This window comes from Micromonospora sp. DT43 (genome assembly GCF_049841645.1).
In the GTDB taxonomy this organism is placed as follows: domain Bacteria; phylum Actinomycetota; class Actinomycetes; order Mycobacteriales; family Micromonosporaceae; genus Micromonospora.
On the sequence record NZ_JBNCKR010000003.1, the window covers coordinates 414,279 to 430,836 of the forward strand.

Here is a 16,558-nt window from a genome sequence, read left to right on the forward strand (position 1 = left end):
CACCCTATGGCCGGGGCGCCGCCCGTGGGGGGCACCCCGGCGCTGCGTGGTTGGATGGTCAGGTGACTGGTGACCTGATCCCCGGCGCTGCCGGCGCCGCGCCTGCCGCCGCACCCGTGGACCCGGATCTGGTGGTCAGCCTCGACAGCGTCGGCGTACGCCGCTCCGGCACCGCCCTGCTGCAGGACCTGACCTGGCGGGTCGAGCTGGACGAGCGCTGGGTGGTGCTCGGCCCCAACGGCGCGGGCAAGACCACGCTGCTCAACATGGCCGCCGGCCGGCTGCACCCCACCTCCGGCGTCGCACACGTGCTCGGTGAGCGGATCGGCCGCACCGACGTCAACGAGCTGCGGACCCGCATCGGGCTCTCCACCGCCGCGCTCGCCGAGCGGGTGCCCGCCGACGAGCAGGTAAGCGACGTGGTGATGACCGCCGCCTGGTCGGTGGTGGGGCGCTGGCGGGAGAGCTACGAGCGCGGCGACGAGGCGCGGGCGCGGGCGCTGCTCAGCCAACTAGGCGTGGGCAACCTCGCCGAACGCCGCTACGGCACCCTCTCCGAGGGCGAACGCAAGCGCGTCCAGATCGCCCGGGCACTGATGACCGACCCGGAGCTGCTGCTGCTCGACGAGCCCACCGCCGGGCTCGACCTGGGCGGTCGCGAGGACCTGGTCACCCGGCTGGCCGAGCTGGCGTACGACCCGGACGCCCCCGCCATGGTGCTCGTCACCCACCACGTGGAGGAGATCCCGCCCGGGTTCACCCACGCGTTGCTGCTGCGCGAGGGCGCCGTCGTCGCGCAGGGGCTGCTGGCCGAGACGTTGACCGGCGACAACCTCTCCAAGACCTTCGGTCTGCCGCTGGTGGTCGAGCGGTCCGGCGACCGCTACACCGCACGCGCCGCCTGAGCGGGTGACCGTGTCGCAGACCCGGGTGGTCGTGGTGGGCAGCGCCAACATGGACCTGGTCGCGATGGCGCCGTCACTGCCCCGGCCGGGCGAGACAATGCTCGGCACCGACTTCGTGATGGTGCCCGGAGGTAAGGGCGCCAACCAGGCCATCGCCGCCGTCCGGGCCGGTGCCTCCTGCGCCTTCCTCGGCGCGATCGGCTCCGACGCGTTCGGCGTCACGCTCCGGGCCCGGATCACGGCGGCCGGCGTGGACACCGGCCACCTGCGGGTCGTCTACGGCACCTCCGGTGTGGCGCTCGTGATGGTCAACGCGCAGGGGGAGAACGCCATCCTGGTCACCCCCGGCGCGAACGACGCGCTCGTCGGCCTCACCGACGAGGAACTGGCCACCGTACGCGGGGCGGACGTCCTGGTCGCCCAGCTGGAGATCCCGGTACCGACGGTGACCGCGGCCGCGCTTGCCGCCCGCGCCGCCGGCACCCGGGTCATCCTCAACGCCGCACCGGCCCGGGACCTCCCCCCGGAGCTGCTCGGGGCGGTGGATCTGCTGGTCGTGAACGAGGGCGAGGCGCAGGCGTTCACCGGTCGGGGCCGGGAGGAGCCGCGGGCGCTGCTCGATCTGGTGCCCCGCGCCGTGCTCACGCTCGGTGACGCGGGCGCCTGGTACGTCGACCGGGACGGCGTCGAGGCGCACGTGCCCGCGGTCCGGGTCGACGTGGTCGACTCCACGGCGGCCGGCGACGCGTTCACCGCCGCCCTCGCGGTCGGCTGGGGCGAGGGGCGGGACGTCGTCGACGCGGTGCGCTGGGCGGCGGCGGCCGGCGCGGCCTGCGTCCGCAAGCTCGGCGCGTCGGTGGCGCTGCCGCGCCGCGCCGAGATCGACGAGCTGTACGCGCCGGGCTGACCCGCCGCGCCACACCGGTTCGCCGTCGGTTCGGCGCGGGCTCAGGCGGCGGGTTCGTCGCTGAGCTTCTCGCCGCGCCGCCGCAGCATGCCGAGGCCGGGGATGCCCGCCACGGCGAGCTTGAGATCACGGGTCACGTCCAACAGGTCGTGCAGGTCGGGCCCGACCCGGTCCAGCGTCGCCAGGATCGGCAGGATGTCCGCCGTCAGGTGCTCCTTGAGCTTGGGCATCTCGTCGATCAGGTGGATCGCCGCGGTGATCTCCTCGTGGCTCAGCTCCTCGACGAACCTCCCGGTCATCGGCGCGGCCCGGCGCAGCGCCGGCTCGTACGCCGCCAGCAGCTCCGCCGCCGTGGAAGCGGCCTGCGCGGCGGTTCCCACGGTGACCGCGGCGTTGCCGGCGACCGCCTCGGCCTCGGTGACCACCGTGCCGGCGACCTGCGCGACCTTCTCGGCCTCGGTGACCACCACGGCGGCGGCCGTTGCCACCTCGGTGGCCGTGTCGATGGCGGTGGTCGCGGCGGCGCTGATCACCGCCACCTCGCGGACCGCCGCCTCGGCGTCGGTGAGTACCCGGTCGGTGCGGTCCAGAGTCGTCTCGATCCGATCCACCACGCCGTTGATCCTGTCCAGCAGCGCTTCCACCCCGTCCAACACCGCGAACGCGCGGGTGGGCACGGCGGCGAACGAGGCGGCCGAGCCGAGCGCCTGGTCGAGGGCGGAGCGGGTCAGGCCGACCACCGCGCTTGGGGTGGGAAGGGGAATCGCCATGAAACCAAGTGTGCGTCGGCCCGGCCACAACCGCTCGCGGGCGACCGCCGGTGCGGTCTGCGGCGGGGCGTCCGACGGTAGGGTGCCGGCATGCCGGCCGCCTCGCCGCACCACCCGCCGAGTACCCGCGCGGCAGTCCTGCTCGCCGTGCTCGCGGCACTGGCCGCCGCGCTCGGCACGGCGGTGCTGGTCCGCGCGGACGCCGGCCTCTCCGTGCGGCAGATCACCGTCGACGGCGTGCCGATGACCGAGGTACGCGCCGGCCCGCCGACACCTGACGTTCGACGGCCCGGCGTGGTGATCGCCCACGGCTTCGCCGGCTCGGCACGACTGATGCGCCCGCTGGCCGACACCGTGGCCCGCCGGGGAGCGGTCGCGCTGCTGTTCGACTTCGCCGGACACGGTGCCAATCCGGCCCGACTCGGCCCCGACATGTCGCCCGCGACGCTCGCCGCCGACCTGGACGCCGCAGTCGGATACCTGCGCTCCCGACCCGACGTGGACCCGGCCCAGATCATGCTTGTCGGACACTCGATGGGCGCGGGGGCCGTCACCCGGTACGCGGCCGGGCACCCGGAGATCGCCCGGACCGTGGCGATCTCACTGCCCGACGCGGGCGAACTGCCTCCGGGGCGCCCGGCGGAGCTGCTGCTCATCGTGGGCGGCGCGGAGTTCCCCGCGTTCCGGCGCGCGGCCGACGACGCCGTGGGGCGCGGCGCGGCGGTGGGCCGCCGACCAGCTGTGGTGGTGCCCGGTGTGGAGCACATCTCTGTGCTGTTCGCGCCGCGTACGCACGAGGAGATAGCCGACTGGCTGCCCAGCGTCGACGGGACCGCCTCGCCCCGGCCGCTCGTCCGGCTCGCCGGGGCGGCGCTGCTGGTGCTGGCGTTCGCCATCGGCGTCGTCCCCGTGGCGGCGCTGCTCCTGGGCCGGCGGGGTACCGGCAGCCCAGCGCCGGCGGGCAGCGCAGCGCCGGCGGGCAGCGCAGCGCCGGCGGGCAGCGCAGCGCCGGCGGGCAGCGCAGCGCCGGCGGGCAGCCCAGCGCCGGCGGGCAGCCCAGCGCCGGCCGCGGAGCGGGTGCCGCTCGGTGCTCCGGCCCTGCTCGGGCTGGCGGTCGTCGCGACCGGAGCCGGCGCGGCGGCCGCGGCGGTGCTGCCGACCAACCGACTCCCGCTCGCTGTCGGCGGCTATGTCATCGGCTTCCTGCTGGTCATCGGCCTCTTGATGATCGCCGGCCAACGCTGGCTGCCCGCCGCGACGCGAGCGCCCGGTGTGACGCCAGCGCCCGGCGCGACCCTCGGCGAGACCGGACGTCGTACGCCGGCACGGACCACCGTCGCGGCGATGGCGTTGACGGCGTACGCGGTCCTCGCCGTGAGCCTGCCGATCCACCTCGGACTGACCTCGGCGCTGCCGGTCGGCGCCCGCTGGTGGCTGCTCCCGGTGGTGGTGGGGGCGTGTTTGCTCTTCCTGCTCGGCGTCGAGCAGGTAGCGGCCGGCCTGACCTGGCGTCGCCTGCTGGTCGTCGCGGTCACCGTGCTGGTGTTGAGCACGTCGGCGGTGATCGGCCTGGCGCCCGGCTTCGTGCTGCTGGTGGTGCCGTTGTTCGCCGTGCTGCTCGGCTGGCACGTGCTGTGGGCGGCCGTGCTGCGGCGGTACGCGACTCCGCGCTGGCTGCCGGCCCTCGTGGGCGCGGCCCTGCTGGGCTGGCCGATCGCCACCACCCTGCCGTTGCGCTGACCGACTCAGCCGCGACGGGTGGTCATCAACGGTCCCCCTGCTGTTCGACGGCGCGCTGCACGGCCCGGTAGATCTGCCCGAACCGTAGCGCGTCCGGCGTGCGCAGCAGCATGTGCTCCTGGCCGTGGTGCTGCACCCACAGCTCGTGCACGTGGCTGCCGCGCTCGTAGGAGCGGTCCAGCCAGCCGAGGGGAATCTCCAGGAACGGCGCCAGTGCCAGCGCTCCCACCGCACAGGCGGCGAGGATGATCAGCGCCAACTGCCAGTTGCCCCGGTCCTGTGCGGACCAGGCCAGCGAGACCACGCAGACCAGCCCGACGAGGGGCGGCAGCGACAGTAGGAGAACCAGCACACCGCGACCCAGCACCCGGCCGCGGACGGCGAGGGTCTTCTGCCCCCGTTCGTGCCAGACGAACGTCACGTCGGGCAGGGCGATCACCTGACCACCCGCCCGGATCGACTCGGAGGTCACCTGCACCGCGTCGTCCCGGTAATAGAGGGTCATCACTAAGCCTAACCACCGGCAAGCAACCCCGCAGCGCTCGCACGTGCGGCGAGGCGGCGGGAGCGAGGCTCAGCGGCGGGCTGTGGGGCGGGTGGGCTGGGTGTGCTCCATCGCGCGCTGCACCGCCCGGTAGATCTGACCGAAGCGCAGCGCGTCGCCGGTCTGCAGCAACCGCACCGGCTGCCCCCGCCAGCGGGCCCAGATCTCCAGGTGCCGGCTGCCCTTGGCGTACGAGCGGTCCAGGTGTTCGAAGAGGAAATCGGCCACCGGACCGACGGCCAGGCCGACAAGCACCGATGCGCCGACGATCGCGATCGTCACGGTGGGGGAGCGGTGCAGCCAGACGGCCAGGCCGATCCCGAGCACGGCCGCGACCAGCGGGCCGGCCAGCGCGGCGCCGAGCGCGCCCCGCCCGACAAGCACCCGCCAGGAGCGGCTGCCCCGGCGGTGCCAGACCATCGTGATCTCGGCCAGCGAGTAGCTGCGGCCGTCGACTCGGACGGCGCTGGAGGTGACCTGCACCGACCTGTCGTCGTAATACGTGATCATGGCTGGACTCCCGCCCCCGGGGCTGACACCACACTACTTACCCCAACGAGCCGGGTCGTAAGGTTGGCACGCGACTTCGACGAGGAAGTGAGGGCAGCGTGGGCGAGTTCGTTCGGCTGGAGACCACTGACGGCATCGGCACCATCCGGCTGGAGCGGCCGCCGATGAACGCGCTCAACACCCAGGTGCAGGAGGAGTTGCGCGCCGCCGCCACGGCGGCCAGCGCCGACCCCGAGGTCCGTGCCGTCATCGTGTACGGCGGGGAGAAGGTCTTCGCCGCCGGGGCGGACATCAAGCAGATGGCCGACATGTCCTACGTGGACATGGCCGAGCGGGCCGCGAACCTGTCCAGCGCGCTCGGGGCGATCGCGCGGATCCCCAAGCCGGTGGTGGCGGCGATCACCGGGTACGCCCTCGGCGGTGGCTGCGAGCTGGCGCTGGCCTGCGACTGGCGGGTGGTCGCGGAGGACGCCAAGCTCGGCCAGCCGGAGATCAAACTGGGCGTCATCCCCGGTGCGGGTGGCACCCAGCGCCTGGCCCGCCTGGTCGGGCCGGCGCGGGCGAAGGACCTGATCATGTCCGGGAGGATGGTGGACGCGCAGGAGGCGCTGCGGATCGGCCTGGCCGACCGGGTCGCCCCGGCCGGCGAGGTGTACGACGTGGCCGTCGCGCTCGTCACGCCGTACCTGAAGGGGCCTGTGCAGGCGCTGCGCGCGGCGAAGCTGGCGGTCGACGGCGGCCTGGACATGGATCTGAACTCCGGCCTGGCCTGGGAGAGTCAGCTCTTCGCGGCGCTGTTCGCGACCGACGACAGGCGTGAGGGCATGGCGGCGTTCGTCGAGAAGCGCAAGCCGGACTTCACCGGCCGCTGACGCCCGGTCCGGCAGTGAACCGAGAACGGTTCACATTATGCCTACCGGCCAGTAGCGTGGGGCTTCGATCATGAGCGACGAAGGGGAGCGGCGAATGACGGAGCGGATCGAGGGACACGGCGGAGAGTTGGCCCTCGCGGCACTACGCGCGCACGGCGTACGGGAGATGTTCACGCTGTCCGGCGGGCACGTCTTCCCGCTGTACGACGCCGCGCACAAGGCCGACTTCCCGATCTACGACGTCCGGCACGAGCAGTCCGCGGTCTTCGCCGCCGAGGCGGTGGCCAAGCTCCAGCGCCGTCCCGGCCTCGCCGTGCTCACCGCCGGCCCCGGCGTCACCAACGGCATCTCGGGCATGACCAGCGCCTTCTTCAACGCCTCCCCGGTGCTGGTGCTCGGTGGCCGCGCGCCCGCCTTCCGCTGGGGGTCGGGCAGCCTTCAGGAGATGGACCACCTGCCGCTCGTCGCCCCGGTCACCAAGCACGCCGAGACGGTGTTCAGCACCGACGACATCCCGCGTGCCGTGGACGCCGCCCTCACCGCCGCGCTCACCCCGCACCGGGGCCCGGTCTTCCTGGACTTCCCGCTGGAGACGGTCTTCTCGGTCGCCGAGGCCGACATGCCCGCGCCGTCCGGCGTCGACTCGGTCGAACCGGACCCGGATGAGGTCAGCCGGGCCGCGACGCTTATCGCCGGCGCGCAGCGGCCGGTCATCATCGCCGGCTCGGACGTGTACGCGGGCGACGCGGTCGCCGCGCTGCGCGAGGCCGCCGAGGCGCTTCAGGTGCCGGTCTTCACCAACGGGATGGGCCGCGGCTCGCTGCCCCCGGAGCACCCGCTCGCCTTCGCCAAGGCCCGCCGCGCCGCGCTCTCCGGCGCCGACGTCGTCGTGGTGGTCGGCACGCCGCTGGACTTCCGGCTCAGCTTCGGCGACTTCGGCGACGCCAAGGTCGTGCACATCGTCGACGCGCCCAGCCAGCGCGCCACGCACGTGCAGCCGGCCGTCGCCCCCGCCGGTGACCTGCGCCTGATCCTCTCCGCGCTTGCCGACCACGCAGGTGACCGGGCCGACCACAGCGACTGGATCGCCGACCTGCGCAGCGCCGAGGACGCGGCCCGCGCCCGCGACGCGGCCGAGATGGCTGCCGAGACCGACCCGATCCGGCCGGCCCGCGTCTACGGCGAGCTGCGTCGGGCGCTCGCCCCCGACGCGATCACCATCGGCGACGGCGGCGACTTCGTCTCGTACGCCGGTCGGTACCTGGAGCCCGCGCAGCCGGGCACCTGGCTGGACCCGGGCCCGTACGGCTGCCTGGGCACCGGCATGGGCTACGCGATGGGCGCCCGGGTCAGCCACCCGGACCGGCAGATCTGCGTGCTGATGGGCGACGGCGCGGCCGGGTTCTCGCTGATGGACGTCGAGTCGCTGGTCCGGCAGAAGCTGCCTGTGGTGATCGTCGTCGGCAACAACGGCATCTGGGGGTTGGAGAAGCACCCGATGCGGGCCATGTACGGCTACGACGTCGCCGCCGACCTCCAGCCCGAGCTGCGCTACGACACGGTGGTCAGCGCGCTGGGCGGTGCGGGGGAGACGGTCGCGAAGGCCGCCGATCTTCAGCCCGCCCTACAGCGGGCGTTCGACGCAGGAGTGCCGTACCTGGTGAACGTACTCACCGACCCGACCGACGCGTACCCCCGCTCGTCGAACCTGGCCTGAGTCGCACCCGCCGCCGCCGTCGCCCCTCGCGGGCGGCGGCGGCGCGGCGTCTTCCCGCAGCTAAATAGGCCGAATGTCAGCGTCGGTCGACGTAACGTCAGCGCGGGAACGGCGGGATGTCAGCCCTGTCGCCCATGGTGGTGTCATCACCCGCAGACGACAGGAGTTGCGATGGACCACGCGATCCGCGCCGAGGGTCTGGTGCGGCGTTTCGGCGCCACCACCGCCCTCGCCGGAGTTGACCTGGCGGTCCCCACGGGGACTGTCTTCGGTCTGCTCGGGCCGAACGGCGCCGGCAAGACCACTGCGGTACGGGTGCTCGCCACCCTGCTGCGCGCCGACGAGGGACATGCCACGGTGGGCGGGTTCGACGTGGTCCGCGACGCCCACCGCGTGCGTCAGCTCATCGGCCTCACCGGCCAGTACGCCTCGGTCGACGAGACCCTGACCGGCGCGGAGAACCTGCTGCTCATCGGGCGCCTGCTGGGGCTCGGTCGGGCCGACGCCAAGCGGCGGGGCCGGCAACTGCTCGACGACTTCGGGCTCAGTGACGCCGCCGACCGGGCGGTGAAGACGTTCTCCGGCGGTATGCGGCGGCGCCTGGACCTCGCCGCCAGCCTGGTCGGTCGGCCGCAGGTGCTGTTCCTCGACGAGCCGACCACGGGCCTGGACCCGCGCAGCCGCAACGACCTGTGGGACATCGTCCGCACGCTCGTCGCGGACGGGGTGACGGTGCTGCTCACCACGCAGTATCTGGAGGAGGCCGACCAGCTCGCCGGTCAGATCGCGGTTGTCGACCACGGGCGGGTGATCGCCCAGGGCACGCCGGAGGAGCTGAAGGCCAGGACCGGCGGGCAGACCCTCACCGTGCGTCCGGCCGACATCGCCGACCTCGCCACGGTCGTCGCCATCGCCGGCGAGGTGGCCGGCGTGACCCCCGACGTCGCGCAGACCGCCGTCACCGTCGCGGTGAACGATCCTCGCGTGCTGCCCGTCATGGTGGGTCGCCTCGACGCGGCCGAGATCCCGGTCGCCGAGCTGGCGCTGCGCGGCGCCAGCCTGGACGAGGTCTTCCTCTCCCTCACCGGCCACCGGGCCGAGGACGCCCCGGCCGACACCGACCTGGAAAGGACACCGGCATGACCGCCGTGACCCTCAGCCCCGCGCTCGCCCCGGCCCGTCGACTCGGCGTCGCCGCCGGGCTGCGGCACACCTTCACGCTGGCCTGGCGCAGCCTGGTGCAGATCAAACACAACCCGATGGAGCTGCTCGACCTGAGCATCCAGCCGGTGATGTTCGTGCTGCTGTTCACCTACGTCTTCGGCACCGCCATCGCCGGCTCGTCCGGCGAGTACCTCACCTTCATGCTGCCCGGCATCATGGTGCAGAACGCGCTCTTCGCCACCATGACCACCGGTTTCGGGCTGAACAACGACCTCACCAAGGGGGTCTTCGACAGGCTGCGGGCGCTGCCCATCGCCCGGTGGGCGCCGCTGGCTGGCCGGATCCTCGCCGACACCGTCAAGCAGGCGTGGTCGATCGCGCTGCTGCTCGGCGTCGGGTCGATCCTCGGCTTCCGGGTCGGCAACGGCGTGCTCGGTGTCGTGGGGGCGTTCGCGCTGCTGCTGGCGTTCACGCTCGCCGCGTCCTGGATCTCGGTGCTGGTCGGGGTGCTGGTGAGCGAACCGGACAAGGTGCAGATCTTCGGCTTCATGGTGATCTTCCCGCTGACCTTCACCAGCAACATCTTCGTCCCGACCGACCGGATGCCGGGCTGGTTGCAGAACTGGGTGGAGGTCAACCCGGTGACAGTGGTGGCCGACGCGCTGCGCGGGCTGCTGGTCGGCGGGCCGGTGGCCGGGCCGGTCCTCCAGACGCTGCTGTGGGGCGCCGGCATCGCGGTGATCTTCGCGCCGCTGGCCGTCCGCGGTCTCAAGCGTCGAGTGTGACCCGCAGCAGCTCCGGCACCCCGTCCGACCGGATGCCCCGGCCGCCCGCGTACGCCTCGGCGAACTCCGACTCGCCGAGCGCGGCGCGGGCGGCCAACGCCACCCGGATCGCGTCCAGCGCGCCCTGGTCGTCGCCGCCGCGTACCCCGTCGGCCGCGCCGAGCAGCGTGGCCGCCGCGGCCGGCTGCCCGCCGCGCAGGGCGAGGTCCGCGTAACCGACGAGCGTGATCGCGACCACCGGCGCGTCGCCGGAGGCGAGCGCCAGCTCCAGGGCCTCATCCAGACGGGTACGGGCGACCGCCAGCTCCCCCTGGGCCGCCGCGACGTGCCCGAGCGAGGTGGCCAGCATGGCACTCCACTGCGGAGCGATGCTCCGCCGCCGGACCAGCTCCGCCGCCCGATCCGCCCAGCGGGCCGCCTGCTCCCAGTCACCGCAGTCGCGCAGCAGCTCCGACCAGACGTGGGCGATGCCGGCCCGCGGTTCGTCGGCGCCCAGCCGTTCGGCCTCCTCCTGCGCCTCGGTGAGCAGCGTGCGGGCCAGCTCGTGCTCGCCCACCTGCCAGTACAGCTGAGCCAGCCGGGACCGCATCTGCGGCACGTCCTCGGCGGCGCCCAGCTCCTCGACGTCGCCCAGGGCGGCGCGGAGCTGGTCGATGGCGAAGTTCCGATCGCCGGTCCGACCGGCCAGCTCGGCCAGGGAGAAGCGCGTGGCGGAGAGGCCCCACCGGTCTCCGACGCCGCTGAACAGCTCCAACGCGGCACGGAAGTCGTCGGTCGCGCTCTCGGCCGGCGCGCCCAGGTTGAGCTGGGTGTGGCCGTGCATCAAGCGGGCTGCCCCGGCCACCCACGGGTCCTCGTCGGTGAAGAGCCTCCGCAGGGCGGCCAGCCCCCGCACCTGCGTCGCCGGGTCGAACATCAGGGTCATCGCTCCGGCCATCCGCAGCAGGGGCGAGTCGGCGCCGCCGTCGGCGAGCGTCACCACCCGGCGCATCCAGACCTGGGCCGTCTCGAAGTCGGCGTGGGCACTGAGGGTGTTCAACGCCCCGGCCAGGTACGCGGTCGCCAGCGCGGTCGCGGTCGGTGCGCCGTCGTCGCTGCCCGGCCGCCCGACGGACCGTTCGGCCAACGCCAGCACCTCCCGGGCGAGGTCCGCGCCCTCCAGTCGGTTGCCGCGCGACCACCAGTACCACCCGAGCGCACCTGTCAGCCGGACCGCCCGGGTGACCTCGCCGGCACCGATCGCCCAGCGCAGCGCGCCGTGCAGATTGTCGTGCTCCGCGCGCAGCCGCCGGACCCAGCGCAACTGGTCCTGACCGCGCAACTCCCGGTCGGCGCGCTCGGCCAGCTGGAGGAACTCGTCGGCGTGTGCCCGCCGGACCCGCTGCTCCTCACCCGCCTCGCCCAGCCGGTCGAGCCCGTACTCCCGGATCGTCTCCAGCATCTGGTAGCGCGGTTCGCCGTCATCGCTGACGATCACCAGCGACTTCTCCACCAGGGCGAAGAGCCGGTCGAGGACCTCGGGCGCGGCCAGTTCGCCGCCGGCGCAGACCCGCTCCACGGCGGCAGCCGTCGCACCGCCGGTGAAGACGGCGAGTCGCCGCCACAACGCCCGATCGGCCTCGTCGAGCAGGTCCCAGCTCCAGTCCACCACCGCACGCAGCGTCTGGTGGCGGGGCAACGCCGTCCGGCTGCCGCCGGTGAGCAGCCGGAATCGGTCGTCCAACCGGGTCGCGACCTGCTCGGCCGTCATGGCGCGCAACCGCGCGGCGGCCAGCTCGATGGCGAGCGGCATACCGTCCAGCGACCGGCAGATGCCCACCACCGGCCCGACCGTGCGGTCGTCCACCTCGAAGTCCTGTCGCACCGCGGCGGCCCGGTCGGCGAAGAGCCGCACCGACGGGTACGTCAGCGCGGTGACCGGGTCGGCCCCGATGGGCGGCTGCTCCAGTGACTCGACGGGATGCAGCGCCTCGCCGGTGATGCCCAGCGGCTCCCGGCTGGTGACCAGCACCCGTACGTCCGGGCAGGCGGCGAGCAGGCGGTCGGCCAACTCGGCGGCGGCGTCCAGCAGGTGTTCGCAGTTGTCCAGGACCAGCAGCGCCCGCCGGCTGGCCAACGCGTCGATGGCCCGTACGGTCGGCTCGGTGGCCTCCCCGGGCGGGATCCGGGATCGGCCGCCGGCGAAGAACGCCTGCTCCCGAAGGCCGAGCGGGCCCAGCAGCGCCTGCGGCACCTCGGCCGGGTCGGTCACCGGGGCCAGCTCGACGAGGCAGACCCCGTCCGGGAACCGCGCCGCCACCTCGCGGGCGGACTCGATCGCGAGCCGGGTCTTGCCGGCGCCCCCGGGCCCGGTGAGGGTGACCAGCCGAGCCCTGTCGAGCAGGGCGCCGACCCGGTCGACTGCCGCTTCCCTGCCGACGAAGCTTGTCAACGCCGTCGGCAGGGCGCCCCGGGCGCGGGCCGCCGGTGCCGGCGCGCTGGGGGGCGCCGCGTCGACGTCGGGGTCGGCCCGCTCACCGCGCAGCACCGCCAGGTGCAGGGCTGTCAGCTCCGGCCCGGGATCGGCGCCGAGTGTCTCGGCCAGGTCGGTGCGCAGCCGCTCGTACGCGGCGAGTGCCTCGGACGGGCGGCCCGCCCGGTGCAGGGCGCGGATCAGCTGGCCGGCGAGCCGCTCCCGCAGCGGGTGGACGGTGACCAGCTCCCGCAGCCAGGGCACCAGGTGCGCGGGATCCTCCAGCGCCGAGCGGGCCTCGATCAGCTCCTCGGTGGCGGTGAGCCGCAGCTCGTCCAGCCGGGCCAGCGGGGCGCGGGTGAACGGCGCGCCGGCCACGTCGGACAACGCCGATCCGCGCCACAGCGCGAGGGCCTCCTCAAGCACCTTGCGGGCGGCTCCCGGGTCGGCGGGCAGCAGCGCCCGGCCGGCGAGCACGGCAGCCTCGAACCGGTGCAGGTCGACGGCCTCCGGGCCGAGGGTGAGCTGGTAACCGCCGGGACGCGCGTCGACTCCGAGGCCGGGTACGGCCCGGCGGAGCCGGGAGATCAGCGCCTGGAGCGCGTTGGCCGCGGCGGCCGGCGGCTCGTCTTCCCAGAGGGCGTCGACCAGGTGCGCGACGCTGACCACCCGGCCGGGCGCCAGGGCCAGCAGAATCAGCAGCCGGCGCAGCCGTGCGCCGTGGATCTCGACTGTGGTCGTCGGATCGACCCTGACCTGCAACGGGCCGAGCAGGCTGATCTGCACTCCGCCGATTGTGCCGCCCGCCGGGTCGGACGCCGGCACCGGCGCGGCCGGGCTGGTGCTCACACCTCCGGCCGGTCACCCTCACGGGGCGGCTCACCGTCGCGACGGCGCAGGTCGTCCTCACGCCGGCGCAGGTCCTCCTCCCAGCGGCGGAAGAGTTCCTGGTCCTGCTGGCGGGAGCGGTCCTGCACGGAGCGGAGGAACTCCGGGTCGTCGTCGGGAGCGAGCGGGCGGCGTGGCTGCCGTTCGCTGGAGCCACCGCCGGACGACCATGCTCCGCCTGCCGCGGGGTTGGGCTCCCGTCCGGCGACGAACCAGGCGATCGACCCGACCAGGGGGAAGAACAGGATGATCAGCACCCAGGCGATCCGGGGCAGGGCACGGATCTGGCCCTCCTCGGCGGAGAGGCAACTGATCAGCGCGCAGACGGCGAGGACAATCTGCAGCAGGAAGAGGAGAACGTACAGCCGGGCCATGCACCCATCATGGCGCACCGCGTCCCGTCACCACAGTCCGCGAACCGTCACCAGCACGCCGAGCAGCGCGAGCCCAACGGTGCCCAGCGCGACAAGTGGCAACGTCCGGCCGCCGGTGCGGGCCGCCCCGGTGCCGGTGCTCCGGGGCCAGCAGAGCACGAGCGCGCCGCCCCAGACCAGGACGGCCGCACCGGCGATCAGCGCTCCGAACGGGCCGCCGCCCGATGCCAGCCGGACGGCGAGCGCGGTCACCACGGTCAGCGTCAGCAGGGTGCGCCGCCAGGCCAGCCGGGTCCGCTCCGGTTGCAGCCCGGGATCGCGTCCGGCGCTCACCGTCCGCCGATCGCCCGCGCCAGCACCGCGATGACCAGCAGCACCGCGCCGACGCCCACGGCGAGGGCGAGGACGGCGGGGAAGCGGGAGGCGGGCAACTCCTGGCCGAGCCGGATGGCCCGCTCGGTACGCGCCCAGTGGTCCACCGCGCGGATCGCGACAGCGCCGCCGAGCAGCAGCAGCGCGACCGCGATGACCTCCCGCAGGTGACTCATCGGCAACTGCGGAAGGAACTGCGCGGCGGCCAGCCCGCCACCGACAAGCGCCAGGCTGGTGCGCAGCCAGGCCAGGAAGGTCCGCTCGTTGGCCAGGGAAAACCGGTAGTCCGGCGTCTCACCGACGGCGCGCGCCTCGGCCGGGTCGAACCATCGCCTGATCGCCTCCCACATGTTGGGAGATTATCCGCTTCCCTCGGGCCTTAGCCTGGTGTGGTGACGGATCTTGATGTGACCACCCTGCGCACCGCCTACGACAACCAGCTCCGCCCGGAGATCCCCGACCCGGTCCCGGCCGGGGTGACTGTGGAGCGGGACGGTCCACTGGTCCGCATCATCGGGCTCGACGCCGGCGGGTTCCTCACCTACCGCGACCTGGGCGGCTTGACCGGGGACGCGCTGGACGAGCTGATCGCCCGGCAGGTGGCGCTGTTCCGCGAGCGCGGCCAGTCGGTCGAGTGGAAGCTCAACGAGCACGACGAACCGGCCGACCTGGCGGACCGGCTGCGCGCCGCCGGCTTCGTGCCGGAGGACCGGGAGACCGTCGTGGTCGGGCCGGTCGCGCCGCTCGCCGCCGCGCTGCCTGTCGTCCCCGAGGGCGTACGCCTGCGTGAGGTGACCTCCCGCGCCGACCTGGAGCGGATCGCCGCCATGGAGGAGGAGGTCTGGCAGGAGGACCGCTCGCACCTCGTCACGGGTCTGGCCAAGGAGATCGACGCCGACCCGAACTCGATCACCGTCGTGGTGGCCGAGGCGGACGACACGGTGGTGAGCGCCGGCTGGGTGCGGTTCCCGGCGAACACCGGCTTCGCCACCCTCTGGGGCGGCTCGACCCTGCCGCAGTGGCGGCACCGGGGCATCTACCGGGCACTTGTCAACTATCGGGCCCGGTTGGCGGAGCAGCGGGGCCGCACGCTGATGCAGGTCGACTGTTCCGAGGACAGCAGGCCGATCCTGCAGCGACTCGGCCTCGTCCCGGTCACCACCACCACCCCGTACGTCTACACTCCGTGATCATGGAGCAGCGGTTGACGGACGAGGAGCGCCTGACCCTCAAGACGGGTGCCTTCGGCGCGGTCTTCCTGGTCTCGAACGCCGACCCGGGATTGCTGGGCGTGATCCGGGAGAGCGTCGCCGCCTCCGGTGCGTTGGCCGATGCCAGTGGGGTGGTCAAGGAGGCGCTGACCACCGGGCCGCTGCCCCGGCTGCCGCGCGACTCCCAGTTGGAGATCGAGTCGGTGGTGTTGCCGGCGCTCGGCCGGGCGGTGCGGATCCTGCGCGAGAAGTCGCCGGCCGACGTCGAGGCGTACCGGTCGGTGGTGCTCACCGCTGCGGACCGGGTGGCCCGTGCGCACGACGGGGTGGCCCCGGCGGAGGCTGCCGCCATCGACTCGATCCGGGATGCGCTGGCCGAGCCTGCCTGACGGGTGAGCTGTGTCACTCTCCGTGCCCGGGAGCCGCAACCTACTGGCAGGTAACATTGCGCTCGTGGGCAACTGCACAACAGCTCACGGTTGACCTGGCGTCGACCGACGCGCGAGGCTGCGGCCCAACCGGGCGAGCCAGTCGCAACACCACACAGGAGGGTCGTCGAAGCGCGATGAACATCGTCGTACTCGTCAAGCAGGTGCCTGATTCGGGCGCGGACCGCAACCTGCGCAATGACGACAACACCGTCGACCGCGGTTCGGCGAACAACGTGATCAACGAGATGGACGAGTACGCCATCGAGGAGGCGCTGAAGATCAAGGAGGCGCACGGTGGCGAGGTCACCATCCTGACCATGGGTCCGGACCGGGCGACCGAGTCGATCCGCAAGGCGCTCTCCATGGGCCCCGACAAGGCCGTCCACGTGCTGGACGACGCCCTGCACGGCTCCTGCGCCGTGGCCACCTCGAAGGTGCTCGCCGCCGCCCTCGGTCAGCTCAACGCCGACCTGGTGATCTGTGGCGCCGAGTCCACCGACGGCCGGGTCCAGGTCATGCCGCACATGATCGCCGAGCGGCTCGGCGTCGCGGCGCTCACCGGCGCCCGCAAGCTCACCGTCGACGGCGCCACGCTCACCGTCGAGCGGCAGACCGAGGAGGGCTACGAGGTCGTCACCGCCTCCACCCCGGCCGTGGTCTCCGTGTGGGACACCATCAACGAGCCGCGCTACCCCTCGTTCAAGGGCATCATGGCCGCCAAGAAGAAGCCGGTGCAGACGTTCTCCCTGGCCGACCTCGGCGTCGCACCGACCGAGGTGGGCTTCGACGGCGCCACGAGCGCCGTCGTCGAGCACACCAAGCGCCCGCCGCGCTCCGGCGGTGCCAAGATCACCGATGAGGGCGAGGGCGGCGTCAAGCTGGTCGAGTTCCTCGCCACCGAAAAGTTCGTGTGAGA

17 protein-coding genes are annotated in these 16,558 nt (G+C 73.5%); 10 read left to right on the plus strand and 7 right to left on the minus strand.

The window, feature by feature from the left end:
* The first annotated feature begins 62 nt into the window (after positions 1 to 62).
* Positions 63 to 905, plus strand: a complete 843-nt coding sequence (locus ACLQ26_RS09675; protein WP_425744111.1) for an ABC transporter ATP-binding protein — start codon at positions 63 to 65, stop codon at positions 903 to 905.
* Positions 906 to 915: 10 nt separating this feature from the next.
* Positions 916 to 1,812 (plus strand): ribokinase, encoded by an 897-nt coding sequence (locus tag ACLQ26_RS09680; protein WP_425744398.1) that lies wholly within the window; start codon positions 916 to 918, stop codon positions 1,810 to 1,812.
* Between the two features lie 41 nt (positions 1,813 to 1,853).
* Here the strand turns inward: ACLQ26_RS09680 and ACLQ26_RS09685 are convergent, their stop codons facing one another.
* Positions 1,854 to 2,582, minus strand: coding sequence for a hypothetical protein (locus ACLQ26_RS09685; protein ID WP_425744112.1), 729 nt, complete (start codon positions 2,580 to 2,582; stop codon positions 1,854 to 1,856).
* 90 nt (positions 2,583 to 2,672) lie between these two features.
* Here ACLQ26_RS09685 and ACLQ26_RS09690 point away from each other — a divergent pair, with 90 nt between their 5' ends.
* Positions 2,673 to 4,322, plus strand: a complete 1,650-nt coding sequence (locus tag ACLQ26_RS09690) for a dienelactone hydrolase family protein (RefSeq protein WP_425744113.1) — start codon at positions 2,673 to 2,675, stop codon at positions 4,320 to 4,322.
* A gap of 25 nt (positions 4,323 to 4,347) precedes the next feature.
* Here ACLQ26_RS09690 and ACLQ26_RS09695 read toward each other — a convergent pair whose 3' ends face one another.
* Both ACLQ26_RS09695 and ACLQ26_RS09700 read right to left on the minus strand, forming a co-directional pair.
* Positions 4,348 to 4,827 (minus strand): DUF6232 family protein, encoded by a 480-nt coding sequence (locus ACLQ26_RS09695; RefSeq protein ID WP_425744114.1) that lies wholly within the window; start codon positions 4,825 to 4,827, stop codon positions 4,348 to 4,350.
* A gap of 69 nt (positions 4,828 to 4,896) precedes the next feature.
* The gene (locus ACLQ26_RS09700) at positions 4,897 to 5,376 is read right to left on the minus strand and encodes a DUF6232 family protein (RefSeq protein ID WP_425744115.1); all 480 of its coding nucleotides are present in this window, start codon (positions 5,374 to 5,376) and stop codon (positions 4,897 to 4,899) included.
* 98 nt (positions 5,377 to 5,474) lie between these two features.
* Here ACLQ26_RS09700 and ACLQ26_RS09705 point away from each other — a divergent pair, with 98 nt between their 5' ends.
* From ACLQ26_RS09705 to ACLQ26_RS09720, 4 genes are all read left to right on the plus strand, one after another.
* A complete protein-coding gene (locus tag ACLQ26_RS09705) occupies positions 5,475 to 6,248 on the plus strand; it encodes an enoyl-CoA hydratase-related protein (RefSeq protein WP_425744116.1) in 774 nt (257 codons plus the stop codon).
* A gap of 94 nt (positions 6,249 to 6,342) precedes the next feature.
* Positions 6,343 to 7,965 carry an acetolactate synthase gene (locus tag ACLQ26_RS09710; RefSeq protein ID WP_425744117.1) on the plus strand — a complete coding sequence of 541 codons (1,623 nt, stop codon included), beginning with the start codon at positions 6,343 to 6,345 and terminating at the stop codon, positions 7,963 to 7,965.
* Between the two features lie 171 nt (positions 7,966 to 8,136).
* On the plus strand, positions 8,137 to 9,108 hold the full coding sequence (locus tag ACLQ26_RS09715; protein ID WP_425744118.1) for an ATP-binding cassette domain-containing protein: 972 nt from the start codon (positions 8,137 to 8,139) through the stop codon (positions 9,106 to 9,108).
* Complete coding sequence (locus tag ACLQ26_RS09720; RefSeq protein ID WP_425744119.1) at positions 9,105 to 9,914, plus strand: ABC transporter permease; 810 nt, start codon at positions 9,105 to 9,107, stop codon at positions 9,912 to 9,914. Before ACLQ26_RS09715 ends, ACLQ26_RS09720 begins: the two co-directional genes overlap by 4 nt.
* Here ACLQ26_RS09720 and ACLQ26_RS09725 read toward each other — a convergent pair.
* Genes ACLQ26_RS09725 through ACLQ26_RS09740 form a run of 4 tightly spaced genes read right to left on the minus strand, consistent with a single transcriptional unit; the run spans position 9,898 to position 14,350 of the window.
* On the minus strand, positions 9,898 to 13,215 hold the full coding sequence (locus ACLQ26_RS09725) for an ATP-binding protein (protein ID WP_425744120.1): 3,318 nt from the start codon (positions 13,213 to 13,215) through the stop codon (positions 9,898 to 9,900). The genes ACLQ26_RS09720 and ACLQ26_RS09725 overlap by 17 nt on opposite strands.
* Positions 13,212 to 13,628: a PLD nuclease N-terminal domain-containing protein gene (locus ACLQ26_RS09730; protein ID WP_425744121.1), complete on the minus strand. Its 417-nt coding sequence runs from the start codon at positions 13,626 to 13,628 to the stop codon at positions 13,212 to 13,214. Before ACLQ26_RS09730 ends, ACLQ26_RS09725 begins: the two co-directional genes overlap by 4 nt.
* A gap of 27 nt (positions 13,629 to 13,655) precedes the next feature.
* Entirely contained in the window at positions 13,656 to 13,961 is a 306-nt protein-coding gene (locus tag ACLQ26_RS09735) for a DUF202 domain-containing protein (RefSeq protein ID WP_425744122.1), read from the minus strand.
* Positions 13,958 to 14,350 carry a YidH family protein gene (locus tag ACLQ26_RS09740; protein ID WP_266249499.1) on the minus strand — a complete coding sequence of 131 codons (393 nt, stop codon included), beginning with the start codon at positions 14,348 to 14,350 and terminating at the stop codon, positions 13,958 to 13,960. Before ACLQ26_RS09740 ends, ACLQ26_RS09735 begins: the two co-directional genes overlap by 4 nt.
* Before the next feature lie 42 nt (positions 14,351 to 14,392).
* Here ACLQ26_RS09740 and ACLQ26_RS09745 point away from each other — a divergent pair, with 42 nt between their 5' ends.
* The 3 genes from ACLQ26_RS09745 (at position 14,393) to ACLQ26_RS09755 (ending at position 16,556) form a co-directional block, all read left to right on the plus strand.
* On the plus strand, positions 14,393 to 15,190 hold the full coding sequence (locus ACLQ26_RS09745) for a GNAT family N-acetyltransferase (RefSeq protein WP_363679207.1): 798 nt from the start codon (positions 14,393 to 14,395) through the stop codon (positions 15,188 to 15,190).
* Positions 15,187 to 15,600 (plus strand): hypothetical protein, encoded by a 414-nt coding sequence (locus ACLQ26_RS09750; protein ID WP_363679209.1) that lies wholly within the window; start codon positions 15,187 to 15,189, stop codon positions 15,598 to 15,600. The genes ACLQ26_RS09745 and ACLQ26_RS09750 overlap by 4 nt, the downstream gene beginning before the upstream one ends.
* A 176-nt stretch (positions 15,601 to 15,776) precedes the next feature.
* Positions 15,777 to 16,556, plus strand: coding sequence for an electron transfer flavoprotein subunit beta/FixA family protein (locus ACLQ26_RS09755; protein ID WP_007456284.1), 780 nt, complete (start codon positions 15,777 to 15,779; stop codon positions 16,554 to 16,556).
* Positions 16,557 to 16,558 lie beyond the last annotated feature (2 nt).